Origin of the sequence: Edaphobacter bradus, assembly GCF_025685645.1 — a bacterium.
In the GTDB taxonomy this organism is placed as follows: Bacteria; Acidobacteriota; Terriglobia; order Terriglobales; family Acidobacteriaceae; genus Edaphobacter; species Edaphobacter bradus.
Map to the genome: position 1 here is coordinate 96,440 of NZ_JAGSYF010000003.1, position 23,308 is coordinate 119,747.

19 protein-coding genes are annotated in these 23,308 nt (G+C 56.4%); 11 read left to right on the plus strand and 8 right to left on the minus strand.

What is annotated here, in order from left to right; all coding sequences use genetic code 11:
- Positions 1 to 75 precede the first annotated feature (75 nt).
- Positions 76 to 1,320 (plus strand): threonine/serine exporter family protein, encoded by a 1,245-nt coding sequence (locus OHL16_RS12730; RefSeq protein ID WP_263367539.1) that lies wholly within the window; start codon positions 76 to 78, stop codon positions 1,318 to 1,320.
- A gap of 375 nt (positions 1,321 to 1,695) precedes the next feature.
- Here OHL16_RS12730 and OHL16_RS12735 read toward each other — a convergent pair whose 3' ends face one another.
- The 3 genes from OHL16_RS12735 to OHL16_RS12745 all read right to left on the minus strand — a co-directional run bounded on the left by OHL16_RS12735 (position 1,696) and on the right by OHL16_RS12745 (position 3,766).
- Positions 1,696 to 2,106: a hypothetical protein gene (locus OHL16_RS12735; protein WP_263367540.1), complete on the minus strand. Its 411-nt coding sequence runs from the start codon at positions 2,104 to 2,106 to the stop codon at positions 1,696 to 1,698.
- Positions 2,107 to 2,246: 140 nt separating this feature from the next.
- Positions 2,247 to 2,498: a hypothetical protein gene (locus OHL16_RS12740; RefSeq protein WP_263367542.1), complete on the minus strand. Its 252-nt coding sequence runs from the start codon at positions 2,496 to 2,498 to the stop codon at positions 2,247 to 2,249.
- A 599-nt stretch (positions 2,499 to 3,097) separates the two neighbouring features.
- Positions 3,098 to 3,766, minus strand: a complete 669-nt coding sequence (locus OHL16_RS12745; protein ID WP_263367543.1) for a TetR/AcrR family transcriptional regulator — start codon at positions 3,764 to 3,766, stop codon at positions 3,098 to 3,100.
- Positions 3,767 to 3,957: 191 nt separating this feature from the next.
- Between OHL16_RS12745 and OHL16_RS20320 the strand changes: the two genes are divergently transcribed.
- From OHL16_RS20320 to OHL16_RS12765, 6 genes are all read left to right on the plus strand, one after another.
- On the plus strand, positions 3,958 to 4,431 hold the full coding sequence (locus OHL16_RS20320; protein WP_396127196.1) for a sigma-70 family RNA polymerase sigma factor: 474 nt from the start codon (positions 3,958 to 3,960) through the stop codon (positions 4,429 to 4,431).
- Complete coding sequence (locus tag OHL16_RS20325) at positions 4,370 to 4,558, plus strand: RNA polymerase sigma factor (RefSeq protein ID WP_396127197.1); 189 nt, start codon at positions 4,370 to 4,372, stop codon at positions 4,556 to 4,558. The genes OHL16_RS20320 and OHL16_RS20325 overlap by 62 nt, the downstream gene beginning before the upstream one ends.
- A 126-nt stretch (positions 4,559 to 4,684) precedes the next feature.
- A complete protein-coding gene (locus OHL16_RS12750) occupies positions 4,685 to 5,077 on the plus strand; it encodes a DUF3861 domain-containing protein (RefSeq protein WP_263367544.1) in 393 nt (130 codons plus the stop codon).
- Positions 5,064 to 6,470 carry a TolC family protein gene (locus tag OHL16_RS12755; RefSeq protein ID WP_263367545.1) on the plus strand — a complete coding sequence of 469 codons (1,407 nt, stop codon included), beginning with the start codon at positions 5,064 to 5,066 and terminating at the stop codon, positions 6,468 to 6,470. Before OHL16_RS12750 ends, OHL16_RS12755 begins: the two co-directional genes overlap by 14 nt.
- Complete coding sequence (locus tag OHL16_RS12760) at positions 6,470 to 7,777, plus strand: HlyD family secretion protein (protein ID WP_263367546.1); 1,308 nt, start codon at positions 6,470 to 6,472, stop codon at positions 7,775 to 7,777. Before OHL16_RS12755 ends, OHL16_RS12760 begins: the two co-directional genes overlap by 1 nt.
- A complete protein-coding gene (locus tag OHL16_RS12765; RefSeq protein ID WP_263367547.1) occupies positions 7,774 to 9,366 on the plus strand; it encodes a DHA2 family efflux MFS transporter permease subunit in 1,593 nt (530 codons plus the stop codon). The genes OHL16_RS12760 and OHL16_RS12765 overlap by 4 nt, the downstream gene beginning before the upstream one ends.
- A gap of 385 nt (positions 9,367 to 9,751) precedes the next feature.
- On the opposite strand, the gene OHL16_RS12770 is transcribed toward OHL16_RS12765, so the two are convergent.
- Positions 9,752 to 10,192 (minus strand): ExbD/TolR family protein, encoded by a 441-nt coding sequence (locus tag OHL16_RS12770; protein ID WP_263367548.1) that lies wholly within the window; start codon positions 10,190 to 10,192, stop codon positions 9,752 to 9,754.
- Positions 10,193 to 10,495: 303 nt separating this feature from the next.
- On the opposite strand from OHL16_RS12770, the gene OHL16_RS12775 reads away from it, so the two are divergent.
- The gene (locus OHL16_RS12775) at positions 10,496 to 12,241 is read left to right on the plus strand and encodes an ATP-dependent nuclease (protein WP_263367549.1); all 1,746 of its coding nucleotides are present in this window, start codon (positions 10,496 to 10,498) and stop codon (positions 12,239 to 12,241) included.
- Between the two features lie 317 nt (positions 12,242 to 12,558).
- Here OHL16_RS12775 and OHL16_RS12780 read toward each other — a convergent pair whose 3' ends face one another.
- On the minus strand, positions 12,559 to 13,545 hold the full coding sequence (locus tag OHL16_RS12780) for a hypothetical protein (protein WP_263367550.1): 987 nt from the start codon (positions 13,543 to 13,545) through the stop codon (positions 12,559 to 12,561).
- A gap of 306 nt (positions 13,546 to 13,851) precedes the next feature.
- On the opposite strand from OHL16_RS12780, the gene OHL16_RS12785 reads away from it, so the two are divergent.
- From OHL16_RS12785 to OHL16_RS12795, 3 genes are all read left to right on the plus strand, one after another.
- Positions 13,852 to 16,254 (plus strand): glycoside hydrolase family 95 protein, encoded by a 2,403-nt coding sequence (locus OHL16_RS12785; protein ID WP_263367551.1) that lies wholly within the window; start codon positions 13,852 to 13,854, stop codon positions 16,252 to 16,254.
- A gap of 76 nt (positions 16,255 to 16,330) precedes the next feature.
- Positions 16,331 to 18,547 (plus strand): alpha-galactosidase, encoded by a 2,217-nt coding sequence (locus OHL16_RS12790; RefSeq protein ID WP_449506064.1) that lies wholly within the window; start codon positions 16,331 to 16,333, stop codon positions 18,545 to 18,547.
- 254 nt (positions 18,548 to 18,801) lie between these two features.
- Positions 18,802 to 19,422: an SGNH/GDSL hydrolase family protein gene (locus OHL16_RS12795; RefSeq protein ID WP_263367553.1), complete on the plus strand. Its 621-nt coding sequence runs from the start codon at positions 18,802 to 18,804 to the stop codon at positions 19,420 to 19,422.
- A gap of 7 nt (positions 19,423 to 19,429) precedes the next feature.
- Here OHL16_RS12795 and OHL16_RS12800 read toward each other — a convergent pair whose 3' ends face one another.
- From OHL16_RS12800 to OHL16_RS12810, 3 genes are read right to left on the minus strand one after another with little or no spacing between them, the layout of a single operon-like run.
- Positions 19,430 to 19,813, minus strand: coding sequence for a hypothetical protein (locus OHL16_RS12800; protein WP_263367554.1), 384 nt, complete (start codon positions 19,811 to 19,813; stop codon positions 19,430 to 19,432).
- A 56-nt stretch (positions 19,814 to 19,869) separates the two neighbouring features.
- Positions 19,870 to 20,013: a hypothetical protein gene (locus tag OHL16_RS12805; protein WP_263367555.1), complete on the minus strand. Its 144-nt coding sequence runs from the start codon at positions 20,011 to 20,013 to the stop codon at positions 19,870 to 19,872.
- Between the two features lie 43 nt (positions 20,014 to 20,056).
- On the minus strand, positions 20,057 to 23,275 hold the full coding sequence (locus OHL16_RS12810; protein ID WP_263367556.1) for a hypothetical protein: 3,219 nt from the start codon (positions 23,273 to 23,275) through the stop codon (positions 20,057 to 20,059).
- Between the last annotated feature and the right edge of the window lie 33 nt (positions 23,276 to 23,308).

Below are 23,308 nucleotides of genomic sequence, written 5' to 3' on the forward strand. Positions count from 1 at the left end.
CTACACTTCAACGATGCGCCGTTTGGAGGTGCAGATGACTCCAGCAGTCGCTAAACCGCGGTCATCAGGGCAAGTATGACGCGGGAGGAACGCTCGGATTTAGTCCTCGCGTGTGCTCGAGTTTTGTATATCAACGGCGAATCCACGCATCAGACTTTGGGCGCCGTCGAACGCTTGAGCAACTGTCTGGGATCTCGCGCCACAATCTTCCCGCGCTGGGGAGAACTGGAAGTTCAAACCGAGGACACCGACGGCAAATTCATTTCGGCAATTGAGGCCACTCCTTCCGGCGTGGATATGGATCGCGTGGCTTCGACTTTGCGAACGGTTGAGGAATTGTGTGACGGTTGGCTGGCCCCGGCCAACGCAATGGAAGCAATCAACAGAATCGCAGAGACGCCACCTGCGCCGACATGGCTATTCACTCTAGCGGCCGCGGTGGGTGCTGTGGCGTTAGCGGTGCTTTTCGGCGTCCAACACCTGACCGCAGCGGCGCTCATATTTGGGAGCGCGGCGGCCGGTGCTATTCTGCGACGGGCGTTGGCGCGTTACAGCACGAATATCTTTCTACAACCGTTCAGCGCGGCGTTAGTCGCTGGCGTAGTTGGGGCGCTGGCAGTTCGGTATGAACTGAGTTCATCGCTGCGGCTTGTCGCGGTCTGCCCGTGCATGGTTCTCGTGCCGGGGCCGCATTTCCTTAATGGCATGTTGGACTTGATCAGGGGCCGGATGGATCTCGGAGCGGCCCGGCTGATCTACGCATTGCTCATCGTTGTGGCCATCTCGATGGGGCTGCTGCTTGGGCTCGATCTTCTTGGCGTCTCTTTACCGGTGGACCCGGCTGGCAGAGCGGTGCCGCTTTGGCGTGACGTTATTGCTGCAGGCATCGCGGTCGCTTGTTACAGTATTTTCTTTTCCTCGCCTCTGAATATGCTCCCCTGGCCGGTGGCAGCCGGCACGCTGGCCCACGCTCTAAGGTGGGTCGCGCTTACCGTGCTTGGGGTCAGCGCAGCGATGGGTGCATTTGTTGCGTGTCTCATCGTTGGCGTGATCATCGCACCGGTCTCGCGCCGTTGGAATATGCCTTTCGCGGCCATTGGCTTCGCCTCTGTGGTCTCAATGATGCCCGGGGTCTTCATGTTCAGGATGGCAAGCGGTTTTGTGCAACTTACTCACAATTCACAAAAGACGTGGGAGCTCATGGGAGCGACGCTCGTCGACGGCTCGATTGCCATTCTCATTATTTCGGCGATGAGCTTCGGGCTCATCGCCCCGAAGCTCATCATTGATTACGTTAGTCAAGAAGCGATGAAGTCTTGAGTAATTAAGAAATCTTTCATGTTCACGATAGAACCAGCCGCGTAAACGACGGTGCTGGCCGCTTAGCATTTGCACGCATGTATGACTGGCTCGGCCAAACCTTTGGGTTGGCCGAGTCTGCTTGCGGCTGCGCTATGGTTCCGGCGGTAACTACTCTAAATAAGCTACGGCGGTTCTCTTTTGATTTAACTTCAGTGGATGGATAGCGCCGTTCGTTATTTGGCATCCCTCCTTAGCCCAGAAAAGCGCGTTTGTGTGGACGGACCGGGTTGGCTCGCGACGCGAATGCGCTCTGGGAGAATTGCGATCATGACCTGATCGCGATGTAAAAAGCAAACGCCCGGCGCATGGCCGGGCGTTTGAGCCGATCCAAAGTTACACTGAGGACATTGGACGCTGCAACGCCGCTCCCAGTACCTCCATGAACCGGGACGTTGACTCCGAGGTGGTCAGAAAGCGGATGAGGCCCGGTGGCAGCATCTTCACCTTCTTAGTAATTTCGGCGGCGCTTGGCGGAAGCTGCTCAGCGAGCAGCTTCTTCTCGACGGGGCGCGACGAATCTTCATGGCGCTTCACATACCGGTTGGCTGTCGACACCGGAGTTCCCCGGTCCTTGAGCAAGGGTGCCCAACGACCGTCACGACCAGTTCCTACGAGCAGCGTCTTGTAGGTATGCAGCAGTTTGGCGAGGGACTCTCGAACTCGGTTCAGTTCCTCGCGGCTCTGCTTGACGGAGGAATTCTTCTTGTTATGCGACCACCAGAGCTTGCCGATCTGCTCCACCAACTGAGCCTCCCTCTCGTTCCTGGCCCCTGAATCTTCGGGAACGATGACTCCTTCCGTCCTCGGACACGAGGTCTGATCCAGCCGGTCGGAATCGGAGCGAGTCTTACCTGATGCGGGCTCAGAAGAGCTAGGAGGCGGCATCAGAGAGCTGTGAACCATCCTTCAGTCGCGATTAGTCGCAGAGCCCGCGACCGGCTTGGCCGTTGCAGGTTCAATAGGGGTGTGGGAACCGTTCCGTTGTTCTCGCTGCGCGGACGGTCTCCGTTTGACTGCACAGTTGACACCGTGTCACGTGTGTCGCCAGAGACGGGCTGAGGAGGAGGCGTCTTCACTGCCTGCGGCACGATTGCCACTGGAGTGGGCTCGGTATTGAACCTAGTCTGATTAAGCATGGTGGTTCTCCATTGCTGGGTTGAGTACAGGACATGAAATGTCCTAATGGTGAATACCGCTCGTGCTCCCATTTGCCCGAATATTACGGAACTTTATTTCGTGGCCTTCTTGGAAGGCCGAAGGAACATAGACTTTCCCCGTGATGCGCTCAATGACACCTGCCATCTCCGGGGATTGCGAGGTGGCCTTGGGGACGGGATTTCTATGCGGCTAGAGTTTCCCCATCAGGTTTCGTAAACGAGAAAGTCTTAATCCCCGTGTGCCCGTTCTTGGTGCTCTGCATGCCAAGCAAGGCCCTAAACCTCTGCTCGTAAGTCATGAGAAGCCGGCTGAAGTACTTCGGAGCCAAAAGATCATTCTCGTGATGGTCATGCTCTTCGATACCGTTCTGGAGACGGGATGCCCATTCACGCGCACCGAACATTTTGCCTGTCAGCGCAGGCTGACGCTGGAGAAGCTCAGACAAAAGGTCAGCAAGGCGGCGCGCGTTGACAGGGGCAGCTTCCTGTTCACCTTCGACGCGTGGGTCGATCTGAAGACTGGCAAACCAGAACCTGGTGTCGGTGTAATGCTGGAAGGTTTGAGTACTGCGGTATCTCTATCGTCGCCTATCGATCTGGCATCTCTCGAACGAAACTTTCTTCTGATCCACTTTTTCTATGGCGCCCTCCATGAGGGTGTCTACAGCCTTTTCGACAATCTCGCGTATCTGACGGGTCGAGAATTTTCTGCCAGTCAAGAGCGCGGCCAAATGATTGTCGGCCCGAAGCATTCCGAGGAAGTGCCTGGCCGCGGTATCCGGCTCCCGCACGACGATCTTGCCTAAACGATTCTGCGCCTCAAAAATTTTAGCAAGGCTGCGGGTCCCAGTCATTGGCCCGTTCTCGAAAAAGGTTTTTGCGAGTTCCGGGAAAAAAGCGGCTTCTGAGACCATTGCTCGATAGAGGGCCAGTGTTTCAGGCATATAGAGAGCCTCCAGAAAGCGTGTACCCATCGCTTGCAAGTTCGTTCTGAAGTCTCCGGTTTCCTTCCATTCAAGGCGGGTCAAAACCCGGCGCGAGACGTTGCTGACGATTGCAGCGAACAGCTCCTCTTTCCCCTTGAAATGTTTGTAAAGAGTTCTTTTGGACCCACCAATGACGTTGAGGACATCGTCCATTGATGTCCTGCCATAACCCTTTTCAAAAAACAGAGCGGTGGCAGCGGCCAGTATCTCAGCCCGCCGTTGCGCCTGGCGGCGCTCGTGTCCGTTTTCCTGCAAGTCCATGATTTTACTCCCTTTGCGACATGAGTTATTCGCATTCCCCAGCTCTGGGTACGGCACCGTACCCAGATTAGATCATTTGTCCTCCCGAGAGAAAGATTCCCCCAGAAGAACTCCCGAATCTGAGACCTCCTGTACGGCATCTATCCTTTGGTACGGTACGTTACAGTACCTAGATCGAACAGAGGCGAGTTATGGTTGACCACCATGCAGATGAGATTGACAGTCAGTTACTCCTGGATGCCAGGGGCGGTAACCAGCAGGCGTTCACGGAACTCTGTACCCGAAATGGGCCTTACGTAAGGCGGAAAATCTTCAGCATCGTGCAAAATCAGGAGGACGCGGACGATGTGCTCCAGGAAACCTTGCTTAGTGCGTACACGCATTTCGAGACGTTCCGTGGGGCGAGCAGGTTTTCAACATGGATTACGCAGATCGGAATTAACCAGGCATTAATGCTACTCCGTAGACGAAAGCGTCAACCAATCCGGCTGGCAGAGTTGGAAGTTGGAAATACAAAAGCTACCGGCTGGCGAGATCTGTCAGACCCTTCGCCTGATCCAGAACAAGCCTGTATGAAGCACGAGGAGGTCCTGCTTCTGCGACGTGCAGTCCAGCACCAGCGAGCAGATTACCGCAGCGTCTTCGCATGCGTATTACCAAGGTGAACTGTCCTTGCATGAGACTGCAGATGTGCTGGGGATATCCGTGGCCGCGGCTAAGTCTCGCATTATCCGTGGACGGCGGAAACTCCGCAGAGTCATGGAGTCGTACAGGTCGGCTATGCGTCGATAAAAGACTTCGGTCGGCGAAAAGTTATCCGCAAATCCCGAATCAGTGAATCCCCAACCCGTTTTCCGCATCACAATAATCATCATTGTTATGGTACGGTATCGTACCGTACCACCCAAAAAGCAAAAAATGACGACACACCGCTATCGAATCCACATTGAACCAATGTCACACGACGCCCAGGCCGCCTCGCACTTTGAGCAGTTTGCTTTTGAAATAACCATGCAAACGGACCTGGATAGATGTGTCGCGGCCGCTCATGCACAAGGGCTCGTTGAGGAGGATCATGCTGCTGCTTACGGAGTCACGCTCACGCTTTTGACAGAGGTGCTGATTTGCCGCGCTTCGGAACCATTATTTGCTGCGCTGGTTGAACAACTGCGGCTTCTGCTCGGGCGTTTGCCAGATACCAACGACTTTCTGTCGGAAGTTCTCTTCCCTGAGGAGTTGGAGAAACGCCTCGAGGGGGTAGTGAGCGAAGGCCCTGTCAAGGGAAATAGGAGCTTCAATGAGAAAGCGTAATGCGGGGCCGCCGAGATTCCTCCTTGTCCTGGTGGTTTTAGCACTGACCTTATCCTGCGCTATCCGAACAGTGGCCCAGGCTGTCAGTTCCCAGGGAGTCACTGGAAGTGTTCCGAGTGGACCGGCAACGAATGAAGTCCTGCAATTAACTCTACGCGATGCGATCGCCCAGGCTCTGCGGTACAACCTGGGGACAATTGAGTGCGGAGAAAATGCACGCATAGCCCGCGGTCAGCGGCTGCTCGCATTGAGCGCCCTGCTGCCGCAGGTCAGCGCGGGCCTCTCAGAGCACGTCGAACAAAGAAGTATCTCAACCTTTGGCTTTCAGAATGTCACACACATCCCAAAAGTTATTGGTCCTTTCAGCTACAGCAGCGTCGATGCGACGCTGAGCCAACTCTTCAGCCTCGAATCAATTCAACACCTGCGTGCTGCTCGCACCGCGGAGCAAGCCGCCCAACTCAGCTATCAGGACATCTTGGACGCGGTCACACTAGCCGTCGGAAACGGCTATCTGCAAATTATCGAGGCCAACTCACGGATTCAGGCGCAGGAGGCCCAGGTACAAAATGCGAAAGCTCTTTACGATCAGGCGGAAGACGAGTTCCAGGCTGGCACGGCTCCGCGGATCGACGTCACAAACACCGCGGTTCAGTTGCACACGGAGGAGTACAACCTGAGCATTGCGCGCAATAACTTCGCAATTGCGAAGTTAAATCTTGCGCGGGCCATTGGACTTCCGCTCGGCCAACAATTCGAACTGGCCGAACAGATTCCATATTCCGATATCAATCCGCCGACCCTCGATGACGCCTTTAGCCTGGCATATCGGTCGCGCAGCGACTTCCGTGCGGCCCTCGATTCTGAGAAATCTGCCTCCTATTCGCTTTCAGCCGCCAAAGGTGAACGTTATCCCGTGGCAACGGTGAATGGTGATTATGGCGATACGGGCGCGACATTCGGCCACTCCCATGGAGTGTTCAGCTTTGAGGCGGGAGTCAGAATGCCGATCTTCACCGGCGGTCGGATCAAAGGTGACATCACTCAAGCGGAAGCGGAACTAAAGCAGCGCAAAGCGGAAGCGGAAAACCTCCGCGGCCAGATTGATTACGACGTACGAACCGCGTTTCTCAATCTCAACGCAGCGAAAGAGCAGGTTGCAGTCGCGAAGCAGAACATTGAACTCGCAAATGAGAGCCTGGACCGGTCGAAAGACCGCTACAGTTCGGGCGTGACCGACAGCGTCGAAGTAGTGCAAGCCGAGCAGGCCCTCGCCAGCGCCAATGACCAATACATAACCAGCTTGTATAACCACAATCTCGCCAAGCTCTCGTTAGCTCGCGCACTCGGCGTAGCACGTACGAATTACAGCCAGTATCTGGGAGCAAAGTAATGTCGAACAACTTGCATGACAAAGATAGTGACGAAACACTGCACGTTCGTGATCAACCGCCCACTGTTATGGGCCGTAAGCCGAACAGTTCACAATCAAATGCCGGTGAGGCTAAAGCGACGGGTAACGCTTCGGCGGCTCGCCGCAAAAGGATGCTCTTGATTTCGATCGCTGCGGTGATCGCTGTCGTGGGCGCGTATTTCGTCTGGAACGCGTTCCAGTACGAGGATACGGACGACGCACAGGTGGACGGGCACATTATGCCACTGAGTGCTCGGATTACCGGGCAGGTGGAGAAGGTGAACTTCATCGAGGGTCAGATTGTCCATGCCGGAGATGTACTGGTAGTAATCGATTCCCGGGATTACCAGGTCGCAACGGACCAGATTACCGCGAATCTGGCCAATGCCGAAGCCACTTCTGCAAGCTCGCACTACAACATCCCCATCGCTTCCGCTAGCGCTTACAGCAGCCTCGATTCGGCACAGGCGGCTGTCACGAACGCCCAGGCCGGAGTGGCCGCAGCCGAACATAACCTGGAAGCTGATCAGGCGTCGCTATTGCAGGCAAGGGCCAACGCCGCCAAGACAGACTCCGATCTGGCTCGTTACGAACAACTGGTCCAAAAGGAAGACATTTCGCGCCAACAATATGACGCCGCGGTAGCCGCCGCGCAGGCAAATCGGGCCATGGTGAAGTCAGGGGAAGCTGTGGTCGCCTCGGCGGAGCAGGCGCTCGATCAGGCGCACGCAAAGCTGCTGCAAGCCAAGGCGGACTTACGAAACGCGCAAACTGCCCCGCAGCAGGTTTCGCTGACCAATGCCAGAGCGAAAGCTGCTGATGCCCAGGTTCTGCAGAGCAGGGCGCAGTTGGCGCAAGCGCGGCTCAACCTTAGCTACACGATCATTCGGTCTCCCGTCACCGGGATCGTTGGCAAGAAGAGGGTCGAAGTTGGCCAGAACGTGAGCATTGGACAGGAACTTCTCGAGGTTGTGCCTCTGGACGACATCTGGGTAACGGCCAACTTTAAAGAAACACAACTCAAACACATGAGACCAGGCCAAGCCGCTGAGGTGCATGTCGACGCGTACGGCCGCGCTTGGAAGGGGCACATAACTAACCTTGGCGGCGGCACAGGTTCCGTCTTCAGCCTGCTTCCACCTGAAAACGCGACTGGAAATTACGTGAAAGTTGTGCAGCGGGAGCCAGTGCGAATCGATTTCGACCGCTCTCAAACGCAGGATTTCAATGCGGAAGGACTGTTGAAGCCAGGTTTGTCCGTAGAGCCTGATGTGAGGGTCCGATGAGCACTGCAGTCGCGCTGAGCGCTGAACAGGCTGTATGGAAGCCGAAGGTCAACCCGTGGACCATTGGAGTGGTGGTTTCGCTGGCTGCCTTCATGGAAGTGCTCGATACCAGCATTGCAAATGTGGCGCTCCCGTACATCGCAGGCAACCTGGGTGCGAGCAATGACGAGAGCACCTGGGTGCTCACCACTTATCTCGTTGCGAATGCCATTGTGCTTCCAATGAGCGGTTTCCTTGTTGGCTGGCTGGGGCGCAAGCGCTTCTTCATGACATGCATTGTGTTCTTCACTCTGAGTTCCTTCTTATGCGGCATCGCGCCAAGCCTCGGACTGCTGCTTCTGTTCCGGGTAATGCAAGGCACCTTTGGGGGTGGATTGCAGCCCATGGTGCAGGCCATTCTCACCGATACATTTCCCCCAGAAAAGCGTGGAATGGCCTTTGCGCTATATGGAATCACTATGGTCTGCGCGCCCGCCATTGGCCCCACGCTGGGTGGGTGGATTACTGACAACTATTCCTGGCGCTGGATCTTCTACATCAATGTTCCAGTGGGCATTCTGGCGACCCTGCTGGTGTATCAGCTACTCGAAGATCCTCCCTATCTGTCCCGCCTGAAAACAAGCATCGCAAGGTTCGACTATATTGGCTTTACTCTGCTCGTCCTCGGTGTAAGCGCACTGCAAATCACCCTCGACAAAGGGCAGGAAGATGACTGGTTCGGCTCTCGCTTTATCACAACACTGATCGTCATTGCCGCTGTAAGTCTAGTCTCGTTGGTGGCCTGGGAATGGTTTCACAAGGAGCCACTCGTAGATGTTCAGTTGTTCAAGATATTCAATTTTGCGAGCTGCAATTTGATGTTCTTCGCGCTCGGCGTTGCGCTCTTGGGTGGTACCGTGCTCATTCCTCTGTTCCTGCAGACATTAATGGGTTACACAGCGGAAATAGCCGGATTGGTCTTATCGGGCTCAGCCGTTCTCCTCTTGCTTCTCATACCACTGGTTGGCCGGCTTACGTCGCGATTCCAGTCGCGACACCTGATAGCCTTCGGGTGGATCACCATGGCTCTCGGCATGTTTATTTCCTGCAAGCAAATAGACACGTTGATAAGCTTTCGAGCGGCTTCATGGCTGCGCATCGTGCAGTACCTGCCCGTTGGATTCCTGATGGTACCGATCACGGCGAGTGGGTATGTCGGCATTTCGAAGGAAAAAACCAATGCCGCCGCTGGCCTCATGAATTTCACGCGCAACATAGGGATGAGCGTTGGAACTTCAGCTGTCACGACGTTGATTACACGCAGAAGTCAATATCATCAATCCGTTCTGGCCGAGCACACCAGGTCGGGCCGTTTCGATGCCGCGGTTGCAGGGCTGGCTAACCGGCTGACACATGCGGGCTTAAACATGCATTTGGCCCATGAGCAGGCGCTCGGCAGAATGTATGTCATGTTGGGGGCTCAGGCTCAGGCTCTCTCCTATGTGGATGTCTACTGGCTGTTTACCGTGATGTGCCTGCTGATGTTCTGCTTGTCATTTCTACTCGAAAAAAACACTCCCGGTGAAGGTGAAGTAGGGCCGGTCCATTAACGGCTCATACTGCCGGTGACGTATCTGGTGGATCGCTAGGGCGTGCTGCGTGAGACGTATGTGGGGCTGCATGACCTGGCTTTCTTCAGCAGGACGGTGGATCGGTGGCTGGCTGATGGCAAAAGGCTGATGCTTCGTCATGACGGTACCCCTCCCCCCTGATTTCGTGCAAAATATTCATAACATGGGACTTAATCCTGGACTTCCTAGCGCACGTTTGATGCCATTCTCCATAGACGTCAGAAGCCCGGCTTTCGCCGGGCTTCGGGATTTCTCCCTGATTTAAGGTTAGCAGCCGCGTCAAGGGTGAGGCTGTGGAAAAAGGGTCCGGCGGGGTTCTTATGGAGTCCGTTCTTGGCTTTGACTCCGATGCAGCTTCGATTCTCTACCTGGTCTGTTGGAGACCGATCGCTCGTGGAGTGATGATCCCGATGTTGTCTACACCAGCCTGATGTCCGTAATCGACGATGTCGGCCACCAGAGAGAAGTCCAGATCGGGGTCACCTTTGATAAACATCACCTTGTCGGTTCGAGTTGCAAAGAATTCGGACAGCTTCGGCGCGATATCGAGTTTGTTCAACGAGGTCTCATTGATCTTGTACGTTACACCGTGGTCTCTGTCGCCGAGGACCTGAACCACAATTGCCTGTGGCTGAGCGGGATGGTCAGGGGATTTGGGAGGCTGCGGTATGAGAGTGTCGAGGCCGTGAACAGCGAGTGGCGTTATGACCATGAAGATGATCAGCAGCACAAGGAGAACATCGATGAGAGGAGTAACGTTGATGTCGGCCCGTAGTTCTTTGCTACCACCTGATGTCATGCCCATATGACAGATCCTCCATATCTTCCTTGGACACCAATCGTAGGATGTATGTTCCCGAGCGCGGAGGTTCGAGCTTCGCTCGAATGATCCCACTCATGCGATGAGACCGCATGAATGGGGCACCCACATGATTGGCTCAATGTATGGGCCACCCGCTCGGTTCGAGCTTTGCTCGAATGGCCCACCTTAGGCGCTGCGCGGAGGATGGGGCACCCGATTGTGGTGGGTCTAGATGTGGGCCACCCAGCCAACTCGGCCCTAATTCAGGGAGTGCTTTTTCTTTGTTGATGTGCTTATCTATTTTTGATGCCACTACAAACTATCCCTGCAGAAGCGGTGGAATGTCCCCCGTCCGTCACCTTTGAGACCATTGAGTTTTCAGATGGAACAAGTATTGAGCTTCTACCTAATGACATCGTCGTGTTTGTGGGTCCCAACAATGCCGGGAAGAGCGCCGCGTTACGAGATCTTGATGATCTTGTCATCAACGGAGGGTCGAGCAATATCCCAAAGATAGTTATTAAGTCCGCCACACTGCGACGCGCTGGTACATTAGCCGACGTAGAGAAGTTTTTGGAAGCAAATTGCAAAGTAACTGGCAGTGCGCCACATCGTCAATTTCATTGGCTCGGGAGCGCTGTGTTTGAGGCGCACTTGCTACAGATGTGGCAAGGAAACTTGAGTACGTTAGGTCGCTTTTTTTGCCATCTTATCAGGACAGAGACGCGCATTAGTGATGGAAATCTCGCTCCGTCGCAATCGTTTCTAAATCAACCACCGAATCACCCTATACACCTCCTATATCTTGATGAGTGCCTAGAGGAAAAGCTCAGCAACCATTTTCAAAATGCCTTTGGACGGGAATTGCTAGTTTTTCGCATGGGCGGGGCCCACATTCCGCTCCTCATCGGTCAGAAACCGTCGTTTCAGCCCGGCGAGGATCGACTATCCCCCAGGTATCTCGAACGACTGCATGAGCAGAATACTCCCTTGGATACACAGGGAGACGGAATGCGCAGCTTCACAACCGTAATCTTGCGCACGCTTGCGCCGACGATGACATCGCTCGTCCTACTCGATGAGCCGGAAGCCTTTCTTCATCCTCCACAAGCCCGTCTATTAGGCGAATTGCTCGCAAAGGAACGGCCCGCGAATCGCCAGCTATTTATTGCCACACACAGCCCCGATGTGTTGCAGGGTTTGCTTAATGCAGCGCCCGCAAATCTACGAATAATTCGCCTTCAGCGCGATCGCGGCGTGAACTTGGTTAGGGAACTCGACAAAGGGCTCGTTAAGAGAATTAGTACTGATTCAATCATGAGGTTTTCATCTGTATTGTCTGGAGTGTTTCATAAGAGAGTAATCATTTGTGAATCGGACTCTGATTGCATGCTCTACAGCACTATCCTTGATATCCCTTCGGTGCATGGAGTTGAAAGCCCCGACGTGCTATTCGTCCAAGCGAACGGAAAGCATCGTCTGGCCATGCTCGCTGAGACGCTTCGTGCACTGGACGTCACCGTTGACGTCATCGCGGATATTGATGTCTTGAATGACCTAACAGTTCTTAAGCGATTGGTCGCCAGCTTGGGAGGCGATTGGAATTTGATTGAGCCGCATGCGAAAGCCGTAAAGGCGTCTATTGAAACAGCCGTCACTTGGTTAGATGCAAAGGAAGTGACAAAACGAATCCAAGAAATACTGAGGACGCCTCAGGAGGCAGGAGCATTTTCTACAAAGCTTCGTGAGGAAATTTTTGGCATCTTAGGGAAATCGTCGCCGTGGTCTGTGGTCAAGTCGGCTGGAGAGACCGCGATAGCACAGGGAGACGCGACCAAACACTATCAAGAATTGCGCAATATGTGTAATTCGGTGGGGTTATGGATCGTTCCAGTGGGAGAGGCGGAGGGATTCTGTAAATCTGAGGGAGGCCATGGTCCCTCGTGGGTCCAAAATGTCTTGGAAAAATATAACGTTGCTGAATCCGCGGAACTCGCTGGTGTTCGAGATTTTGTCCAGCGGATTTGGGAGAGGGGTAGGGTAGGGAGTTAGGTTCAGATGAAGGCGCCGCAATCCGTAGCAAAATTATGACTCCGAATTGCGGCATCTTCACTGCCTAGTAAGGGTGTGGGTTGACCCATAAGCCTGAAGTTGCCCCCTTGGTTCTTCAATAACTTACCGGACACGTGTCCCCATAACGCTGAAGCAAACGTCCCCATAAGTCTGAAGTTCCGCCGGGTTTTTACCCATAAGACTGAAGTTTCCATCAAGCCGTGTGACGTCGGCGAGAGAACTAATCCCTAAATGACTGAAAACAGAATTGATGCGGATGGTGGCGTTTGAAATTGAGGGTATTTCCAAGAAATGACTTACCCTTTTGTTCGCGGTGTTCGGGAACGGTATACCCTGCGCTGGCGCGGAGGATCCGTACCCTTATCGAAACAGGAGTAAAGGACCACCAGACGGCTCCGCGCCCGGATAAAGAGCCTCTCCGTTAAGCCGACGGCATGCTGCGCCTCGCCGTAAGTGTCGGTAGTCTGGATGGCCCTGATGACCTCAAGTAGCTCGGGGTTGTGAATTTTGACGAATCTGAGGAACTCATCCACGAGGATGCCGTTCTGAATAGCTTGGTCATAGCTCATCCCGAAGGCCCCGCGTTCGCTGGCGAGCGCATAGATGTAATCCTCGTCGAGCAGCGTTCCATCCGGCTCCGGTGAATAGAAGCTGCACGTGTTGGACCCGCGAACGGGGTTCGACGCGGCCTTCTGCCACAGCGAGATAAGGCGGTTCGTCAGGATTATTTTGATGTAATTGAAGAAGCGAGGCTCTGAAGCGCCATAGGCAAGGTCCGGATTGAAGGTCTGAATGCGGTCCTTGCACCCCTCGGGGAAGCCGTTGTAGCCCAGGACGCGGAACTTGGACCTATCGGGCAAGCTCATCAGGAATATGAGCAGCTGCTCTCGTGGTCTCCTCACGCTCCGAATCGGTACCGTTGGGACGGCAAAGACGGACACGGCCACGGACGTACCGGGGATGCCTCTCAAAGAACTCTTCGAAGCTGCGTGGAACGATGAATCCAGGTGGCCGATGAAGTGGCCATCCTCGGAAATAGTGTACAAGTCGCCTGTCCATCCCGGCTTCTCAGGCGCGGCGACCCCCACTGCATTTGACTTTGAGCGGGAGGAGACATGCTGCGGACTTTCCTTCTTGGGATGGGCTGGGGCGTTGCCCAGGTCCTGTTCGGTCTTGCGGTCGTTCGTCTTGGCACGGCGCTTGGCTTCACCCTGGTAGTGGGGTTGGGCACGGTGTTTGGAATGCTGATTTCCCTTCTTCGCGCGGCACGAAGCTGCGCTCATGAGCAAGGAACAGGCTGCTGCTCCTGTCTGGCTGCCTTGTCATGGTGCTTGGTGTCGGTCTGTCGGGATGGGCGGCCAAATGCGGGAGGCACCGGAAAGTTCATCGACTGACTGTCTTACCATTGCGATTCTCTACCGCTTCAACTTCGACTGATTTGCGCGCTGCACCACAGCAGCTTGGACAATGGCTAGGCCCCGCAGGTGTTTGCATTAGTAAAAATGTATATTCACTATTAACTTTGTTATTTCGAAGCGATAGCTTCGAGGCCGTCGACTCCAAGACGAGTCGGCTGAAAGGAAAAGTTGATGCTGACGACCCGACGTGACTTCTTACAGGGCAGTGTGGCGCTGGCGGCGCTTCCCTACCTGACCTTGCCATTGACGGCGCAAACGCCCGCTGCAGCAGAGGAGCTTTGGTATGTTCGTCCTGCGGAGCGATGGCTGGAGGCGTTGCCTGTTGGCAATGGGCGGCTGGGGGGCATGGTCTTCGGCGGCAACGCGACCGAACGCATTGCGCTTTCGGAGAGTACGGCTTGGTCCGGAGCGCCAGCCACAGGAGAGGTCAATCCCGATGCCCTGTCGCATCTGTCTGAGATCCGGGAGCTCTTCTTCAACGGCAATTACGACGAGGCGCAGGCGCTATGCGCGAAATACCTGCCTGGTCATGCGAAGAACTTCGGGACCAACCTTCCGTTATCCGATTTACTTCTACACTTTTCAGGAAGTGACACAGCTATGGCATACCGGCGCTCTCTCAATCTTGGGGACGCTACGGCGCACGTGAGCTATCGGAGTGAGGATGCCACGTTTACGCGCGAGTTTTTCGCGACCCATGCTGATGGGCTGCTGGTGGTTCGGTTAGCCTGCACCCAGCCGAAACTTCTTGGATTCCGGCTGGAATTCGATAAGGGGGTTCTGCCCAACACAGTTTCGACCAACGGGAACGATACGCTGGTCCAGCAGGGGGACTGCTACGAAAAGATGCACAGCAGCGGGCATGATGGGGTGGCATTTGAGATTCGGGCGAAGGTAATTGCAGAAGGCGGAACAACAGCGGCTACGGATCAGGCAATCGAGGTGCGAGGCGCGGATGTGGTAACTGTGTTGGTGGCGATCGGCACAAGCTACGGGGGAGCGGACCCCGGGGACACGTGCAAGGAAATGCTTCAACGAGCCGCCAACAAGAGTTATGCGGAGCTTCGTGAGCGACACGTTGCGGACTACCAGCCACTTTATCGGCGCATGTCTCTGGATCTTGGGGAAACCCCGGCTGCAGTACGGCGACAGCCTATTGACGTTCGCCGCAAAGCCATGAACAACGGCGCGGAGGATCCGGAGCTTCTGGCCTTGTTCTTTCAGTATGGCCGCTACCTGACGATTGCCGGTTCGCGCGCCGATTCCCCGCTGCCCCTGGCGCTCCAAGGGATTTGGAATGACGGCTTGGCGAGCAGCATGGGATGGACAGATGACTTTCATCTCGACATCAATACACAGCAGAACTACTGGGCGGCCGAGGTGAGCAATCTTTCCGAATGCCAGATGCCCCTGTTCCGGTTGATCGAAAGACTGCGCAGTGGGGGCCGCACGACCGCGAAGGAGATGTACGGCGCACCAGGATGGGTGGCGCATACGGTGACGAACCCCTGGGGGTTTACGGCTCCGGGGAGCCCCGGCTGGGGAATCTTCGTCACGGCGGGCATCTGGATTTCACAACAGATATGGGACCACTACACGTTTACGGGCGATACGGAGTTTCTTGGGACCCAGGCTTACCCGGTGCTGCGAGAAGCGGCCGAGTTTTTCCTTGCTTATATGACGCCGGAGCCGAAACACGGCTGGCTGGTGACGGGTCCTTCGGACTCGCCGGAGAACTGGTTCATTGCTCCTTCGGGCCATCACATTGCGGAGTCCATGGGCAACACCGTGGACCGCGTCTTCGTTTATGCGCTGTACAGCATGTGTATTGAGGCCTCAAAGACACTGTCCACTGACGAAGAGTTTCGGACGAAGTTGGAGGGCGCACGTGCGAAGCTGCCACCATTTCAGGTGGGACGACATGGGCAGTTGCAGGAGTGGCTGGAGGATTTTGAGGATGCAGTGCCGAACCATCGGCACACGTCGCATCTGGTTTCCGTGTATCCCGAGAACCAGATCTCGCCGCGTCGCACGCCGGAACTCGCCCGCGCGGCAGAGATCACGATCCAACGTCGCATAAACGCGCCGCACTGGGAGCAGAGCGAGTGGGGACGAGCAAATCTGGTAGCGTACTACGCGCGGCTTCTGAAGGGGAACGAAGCGCTGGTGTCCCTGGCGGGGCTGGTGGCGAAGGCTGCTGACGATAATCTCCTGACATACTCAAGCGGCGGCATTGCAGGGGCACAGTCGAACATCTTTGCGCTGGATGGGAACACCGCCGGAACTGCCGGGATCGCCGAGATGCTGGTGCAGTCTCAGGCAGATGAGATTGAGTTGCTGCCTGCGCTGCCGGCTGCATGGCGAACAGGTTCTGTGCGGGGTCTGTGTGCGCGCGGTGGTTTTGTCGTCGATATTGCGTGGCGGGATGGCAGGCTGGAGTCCGCGCTGATCAAGAGCAAGCGCGGCGTCAGTACGCCGGTGCGGCTTGGAGACCGGGTGATTACGATCCATCTTCAGCCGAAGCAGACAACACGATTGCGAGAAGAGAGCTTCCATGCAGTGGAAAAGAAATAGACTGACCTGGTCGCACCAAGGAGTTTTCTTGAAGCAGCGTAGTTTTCGATTCAACAGCCTTTCGTCGGTTAGCAGAATGTGCCGTCTTTGTTGTGCATGCGCTCTCCTGTTTGGCTCTCTTGTACTGAGCCGTGCTGAAGCGCAGTCTACTCCGCCAGCGATCCGCTTCGATGCTGGGACGAAAGTATTTCGCATCGATGCTGCGGATATTACGTATGTGCTCGGCGTGAACGAAAATGGCCAAGTGCAGACGCTGTACTGGGGTAAGCGGCTAAGCCCAGGGGACCACTTTGCGGCGGCACGCAACCTGCCGAGCCCGTCCTCGTTCGATCTTCCCATCACGGTGACGCCGCAGGAGTACGTCGGGTGGGGCGGTGGTCTGTACGTAGAACCGGACCTGAAGATCACGTTTCCAGATGGCAATCGCGATCTTGCGCTGAAGTATGTCTCACACACGATCAGCTATAGAAGTCTCGCGATTGTGATGAAGGATATCTCGCGCGAAGTGTACGTCACGCTTTCGTATGAAGTGGACGCAGAGACGGGTATTCTGCGGCGTTCGGCGACGATCGAGAATCGCACAGCAGCTCCGTTCACTATCGAGCAGGTCGCGGCGGGCACGTGGAACCTTCCCCGCGGAACGGACTACCGGCTGCGCTACCTGACCGGACGCTGGGCTGGGGAGTGGAACGTGAAAGAGCAGCCTGTCCAGCCAGGCAAAACCATTTTGGAGAGTCGGCGAGGTACGACGGGGGCGCAGAACAATCCCTGGTTTGCGATCGATCAGAGTGGGCGTTCGGACCAGGACGAGGGCAGCGTGTGGTTCGGCGCGCTGGGCTGGAGTGGGTCGTGGCAGATTGCCGTGGAGCAGGACCAACTGCAGCAGGTACGGGTTACGGGCGGGCCGAATGCCTTCGACTTCGGGTATCTGCTGAAACAGGGGGAGCGGTATCAGACGCCCGCCTTTTACGGTGGCTATTCAAGTCATGGGATTGGGGAGGCTTCACGGCTGATGCACCGTTTTGAGGTGGACTCGGTGTTGCCCAACCATCCAGCGCCAAAGCTTCGACCGGTTCTTTATAACTCGTGGGAGGCGACCGAGTTCAACGTGGACGAGGCCGGGCAGACGAAATTGGCGGAGAAGGCGGCAAGCATCGGGGTGGAACGGTTCGTCATGGACGACGGCTGGTTTGGACAGCGGAAGAACGATCACGCGGGGCTAGGCGACTGGTATGTCAACCCGGAGAAGTTTCCGCATGGTTTGAAATCGCTGATCGACAAGGTGCATTCGTTGCATATGGAGTTTGGATTGTGGGTAGAACCAGAGATGGTGAATCCGGATAGCGACCTATATCGCAAGCATCCGGATTGGGTGCTAAATTTTCCTGGGCGGCCGCAAACCGAGGGGCGCAATCAATTGGTGCTAAACCTGGCGAGGCCTGATGTTCGCGCGTATGTGTTTGGGTTTTTGGATAAGCTCTTGACGGAGAATGACATTGCGTTCCTGAAGTGGGACTACAACCGCAACTGGTCCGAACCGGGCTGGCCTGCCATGGCTCCGGATGCCGAAAAGAATGTGTATGTGGATTTCACACGCAACTTCTACGGCATTCTTGCCGAGTTAAGGCAGAAGCATCCGGCAGTGGAAATCGAATCTTGCTCCGGAGGCGGTAGCCGCGTGGATCTTGGCGTGATGCAGTACGTAGACGAGGTGTGGCCTTCAGACAATACGGACGCATTTGACCGGCTGCGGATCCAGAACGGCTTTACGTATGCATACAGCCCGGGAGTGATGATGGCCTGGGTAACGGACTCGCCAACCTGGGTGAACCAGCGAAACCTCTCACTGGAGTATCGCTTTCTTTCTGCCATGCAGGGATCGCTGGGAATCGGAGCGAACCTGAACAAGTGGGGGCCGGACGATTTTGAGAAAGCCAAGGAGATGATTGCGGAGTACAAGACGATTCGCGAGACGATTCAGCGGGGTGCGCTGTATCGGCTGGTTGCCCCGGATGGAGGGAGCCAGCAGTCGGTGACCGAGTCCGTCTCGCGCGATGGAAAGCAGGCGGTTACATTCGCTTTTCTGCATTCGAGCACGGAGCTGTATCCGTTTCCGCGAATCTTCCCGCGCGGGCTGGACGAGAATGCCTCGTACAGTGTGAGGGTTCTCGCGGGCAAGCTGGCAGCGGAGACTCCGCAGACGGCGAGTGGCGCTTACTGGATGCACGCCGGTGTGGATCTGGAGCTGCGGGGCGATTTTCAGGCGACGCTGTTTACGTTGACTCACAACTAGCAAAACGGGCGGACGCAGCTGCGGGCAGTTCCCCTTTGTGGGGGCTGCCCACACTTGCGTTGGCAAGATGATAGTTTCGAAGCCGCGAGGATGGGCCTGCACCTTTATCCGAGAAAAGACTGAATAAAGGACTAGAATAATCACATATGAATTTATCTTTTCACCAACGGATGAGCCCGGATTATTCGTTCAAAGCCGCACGACGCACCATCTTCGGCCTCTCTTTGATTCTTTGCATATCAGTAGTTGTACCTTTGCGAGCCCAAAAGCCGGTATCCATTCCTGAAGAGATTGAGTGGACGTGGGAGGTACGGCCACCGCATCCGAATGCAAACCTGCCCAATGTGCTGCTGCTGGGAGACTCGATCTCACGGAACTACTTTCCCGAGGTAACGAAGGACCTTGACGGGATTGCGAATGTTTACCTGTATGCGACGTCTACTTCTGTTGGTGATCCCAGGCTGCCGAAGCAGATCGAAGGGTTTGCGGTGATGGAACATGTCTCCTTTCGGGTGGTGCATTTCAACAACGGCATGCACGGATGGAACTACGCGGAGACGCAATACAAGGCTGCGTTCCCCGCCCTGCTGCATAGCGTTCGCCGGCTTACCGGAAAAAACGGGGCATTGGTGTGGGCAACCATCACCCCAGTTCAAGATCATGCTTTCAACGGAGCTACGAACGCGCGTGTGGATGCGCGCAACACGATCTCGCTGGCGATAGTGCAGGGCGCCCACATTCCTATAGACGACCAGCACGCGTTGATGATGAAGCACCAGGACCTCTATGAAGACACCGTTCACTTCGGTCCTGCAGGGGCGGCGATCATGGGCGATCAGGCCGCCGAAACGATTCGTACAGAACTGAAGAAGTGACTCTGGGTTAGTCGACCTGATGTACCTCGATCAGTTTCGACTCGGCAGGTTGCAGCTGGATTGTGATCTCGCCGTGTGCTGGTGCGAGCATCCCGGAAGCGACATCCTTTACGGATACGGTATGGGCTGCCGACAGCGCTGGGCCTAGGCGATCCAGTGGAACGTGAATGGTCTGTGACTTCTTGTCTTCGTAGTTGAAGACTGCGATATAGGTGCCGTTTGGGGAAGGCCAAGCGAAGACCGCCGCAGCCTTGTTTCCAGTGTCTCCTTCTATAGGCCGGAAGACTTTGCTTTCCGAAGCTACCGCAAAGAGATTGCGATTGTCATAGACGGCCGTGGCAAGCACCTGGCTTTCAGGATCGTCGGCCACCCGACTGCTATCAAGAATCATGCCTCCGCTGAGTACGAGTTGGAAGAAGCGGCGACCGGGGTGTTGTTCTGGAAGAACTACTCACTGGTGATCTGACCACCTTGTGGACCGATGCCATTATTGGAAGGATTGCCCAACGTGGGATGGTTCAAAAGGTTGAAAGCATCCGCGCGGAACTGCAGGCGCTCCTCGCGGAAGGTGGTGAAGTCCGTAAAGGACATGACATGTCGCGGGCACAGCAGATTGCTGTGCCCGCAGGTTGAGTTACTGCAGTTTGTAGATGGTGCTCTCGGCAGCGTTCAGGTTGACGGCCAGACTGCCGGTAGCTTGCGACGTAGTGCCGGTCCACAGGTCTGTGACGGTGTAGTTGGTTGAACTGCTCAACCCCGCGTGGCCCAGATCGATGCTCTGCACCATCGGATTGTTGCTGTCGTAGTTGAACACCGCCAGGTAGTAGGTGTTGCCCGACTGCGCCACCAGCACCGATGTGGGATTCTGAGCTGTGCTGCCGTCCACCGGACGGAAGTTCAGCTTGAGCGCGGCCAGACCATTGATGCTGCTATTGGTCAGCCACTTCTGTGCCAGCGCCGGAGCGACCGAATCGGTGAGGTCGTCGCCATCGATCATGTAGCCCTGGATCGCTGCAGAGGTGACACGGCTCTTGTTTTCGTTGCTGGTGAAGCCCTCCATAACGATCTGGTCGGGGTCATTGAAGTTGTACAGCCGACCCGCGAGCCACCAGCCGTAGCTGGCCGAGTTCATCTCGTTGGCGGTTGTGCCCTGACTCTTGTTGGGGTCGGTGGGGCTGCCGATGCCTCCGAACGTGTCGCAGGAGACGCGACGGGCGTGGGCGTACTGGTAGGGGAAGATCGGCGAGATCGATTCATCCATGTACATCGTCGCGCCAAACTTCTTGGCCAGATAGGCCATTCCCTGGTTGTAGGCCTGGACCCCGGTCTGCACGGTGGGATCGTAGTGTACTCCGTTGTTGGAACCGCCTTCGACGATGCCGTGACTCATGAAGTCGAACTTGACGGAGTCAAAGCCATTGGTGCTGAAGCGCAGGTAGTAGAAGTCGATGCGCTGACGCGCACCCGGATGCGTCGGATCGATGGGATAGGCGCCGTCGATCGTCCGCAGCGGGTTACCGTACGTGTCACGCATCACGATGTCTCCGTAGGTATAGTTGGAGCCCTCGACCAACTGGGTCAGGTCGCCGCCCCAGTATACCCACGGCGTCCAGTAGGTGCTGACCTTCTGGCCCTGGCTGTGCGCCGTCGTGATGAACTGCTGGGACTGCGTGTCGCTCCAGCCGGTGTTGGCATCGAGGTTCATGGTGCTAACACCCTGGTTGTTGAAGTTGGGCAGTTGCGTGTGGAAGTAGCTCGCGTCCTGAAGCGCGGTGCCAACCACGATGCTCGACTGCACCTTGCCCCAGCTGCTCCAGCCCATCGGCGCGGGATTGATCCAGGTCAACATGGGGGCGACCTTCGCGTTGGCGTTGGCATATGCTTCCAAGCCGTTGCGCCAGTCGCTGTAGAAGCCCACCATCACCGTCGGCGAAGCGATGGTGCTGCCGCTGACGGAGCCGTGCGGCACCTGGTCCTCGGGAGCGGTGAAGCCTCCCACCACACTGATCGTATCGAGCCCGAAGGTGCCCCAGGCGGCGTTGGCGATGATACCGGTCTTCCAGGTGTCATGGGTCACCGATCCGAGCACCAGGCCGTTGCGGCTGCCGCCGTCATGGAAGACGGCCACCTCATAGCTGGGGGTGTTGTACAGACCATTGTACGAGCCGTAGTCGTTGTAGGTCCTGAAGCTGTCGTTATCGAACGGCACCTCCAGGAAGCGCGGGTCCGAAGGGGTATTGGGCAGCTTGATCGACCCGGGCATCGTGGTGACGATCGGCGCCATCGAGTTGCTGCTCAGGGTCGCGCCGGTCGCGCCCACCAGTTCGACCTGCATCAGCAAGTAGTTGTTGTCGACGATGATGAAGCGCTGCACCATCGTCGGCGTGCCGTCGGTGGCCGTCAGCGTAACGTCGGTTTCACCGTTGGAACCAGCGGTCACCTTGCGGGTGTAGCTGCCCGAGGTGCTCTGCACGGGGGTTCCGCCCAGCATCACCTGACTGTAGAAGTTGGAGATGATGGTCGCGCCGTTGTAAGCGAACGAGGCCAGACCCGTGTTCAGATCGTAGTTGATCTGCACCGGACCGCTGCCAATCGGCGTCCACTGCGCCTGCGGACTCACCACGATATAGTCCAGCTGCGGACTGTAGTTGCTCGGCAAGGTATAAAACTTCAGCGTATTGTTGCCTTGCGTGAGCTGTACCTGGGTGGTGACCGGAGGCGCGTCGGCGTTCCAGTCGTTGCCGCTGATATTAGCCGACTGCGGAGTTGAGGATCCATTGACGGAAACGCTCACAGTGCGGTAGCCCGGGCTGTCGCCATCGACGCCATAGATCGTCAGGTTGTACGTTCCGCTGCTCGCAGCATAGACGTTGTTGAAGGTCACAGAGCCGTTCCCCGTATCGAAGCCGCCGACCTTGTAGCCGGTCTTGCAGTTGGAGCAGCCGACGACCTGCGCATTGGAGACGATGGTGTTGTTCGGGTCGTCCGCGTTGTAGACGCAGGTGGCGCTGGTGCAGGGCGCCGCGGCCACCTTCGTGTTCGGGCTGATGACGATGTAGTCCAGATCGGGCGCGTAGTTGCCGGCGTTGCCGAACTGAATCGAGTTGTTGCTGCCCTGGTTGAGCTTTACCTGCATGGTGCTGACGGGCGAGGTGGCACCCCAGCTGGGACCGTTGATATTGATCGTCTGCGTCGATCCGCCGTTGACGGAGACGGTAAAGTTACGACCGTTCGAGCCGATGCCATCGCCATCGACACCGTAGACGTTCAACGTGTAGGTGCCGGTGGCAGGCGCGGAGATATCGTTGATGGTCACAAAGCCGGATCCGCCCAGCCAGCCCACCTTGAGACCGCCCGAGCAGCCAGAGCAAGAATCGACCTGGGCGCCGCCGATCAGCGTGCTCTGCGGGTTCTCGGCCTCGTAGGTGCAGACCGAGCCTGTGCAGATGGGCGCATTGGAGACGGTGGGGGTCTGCGGCGCGGGCTGGTAGGTCAGCGCCTTGGCCAGCGTCACCGTGCCCGTCGAGGGACTGCTGACCACCACGTCCACGGCGCCGGGGGTGTTGTTGGCCGGGGCGTTGGCCGTCAGCAGGGTCGGGCCACCGTAGAAAACCGTTGCCGACTTGCCACCGATCGTCACCACTGCGTCGGGGGTAAAGTTGTTGCCGCCGAAGCTCACCTGTCCACCGGTTGCAGGCACGAGGGTCGGAGTGACAGAGTTGACGGCCAGAGGTCCGGATACGGTGCCGGCGGTGTTTTTGCTGCAGCCGGCCAACTGGATCAGCAGCGCTACAGACAGCAGTTGCAAACCAACGAACGAGATCCAGCCTAGTTTCTTGCCAGAACGATGCATAAAGCCTCCAAATGGGTTGGTGCGCGCGTGCCC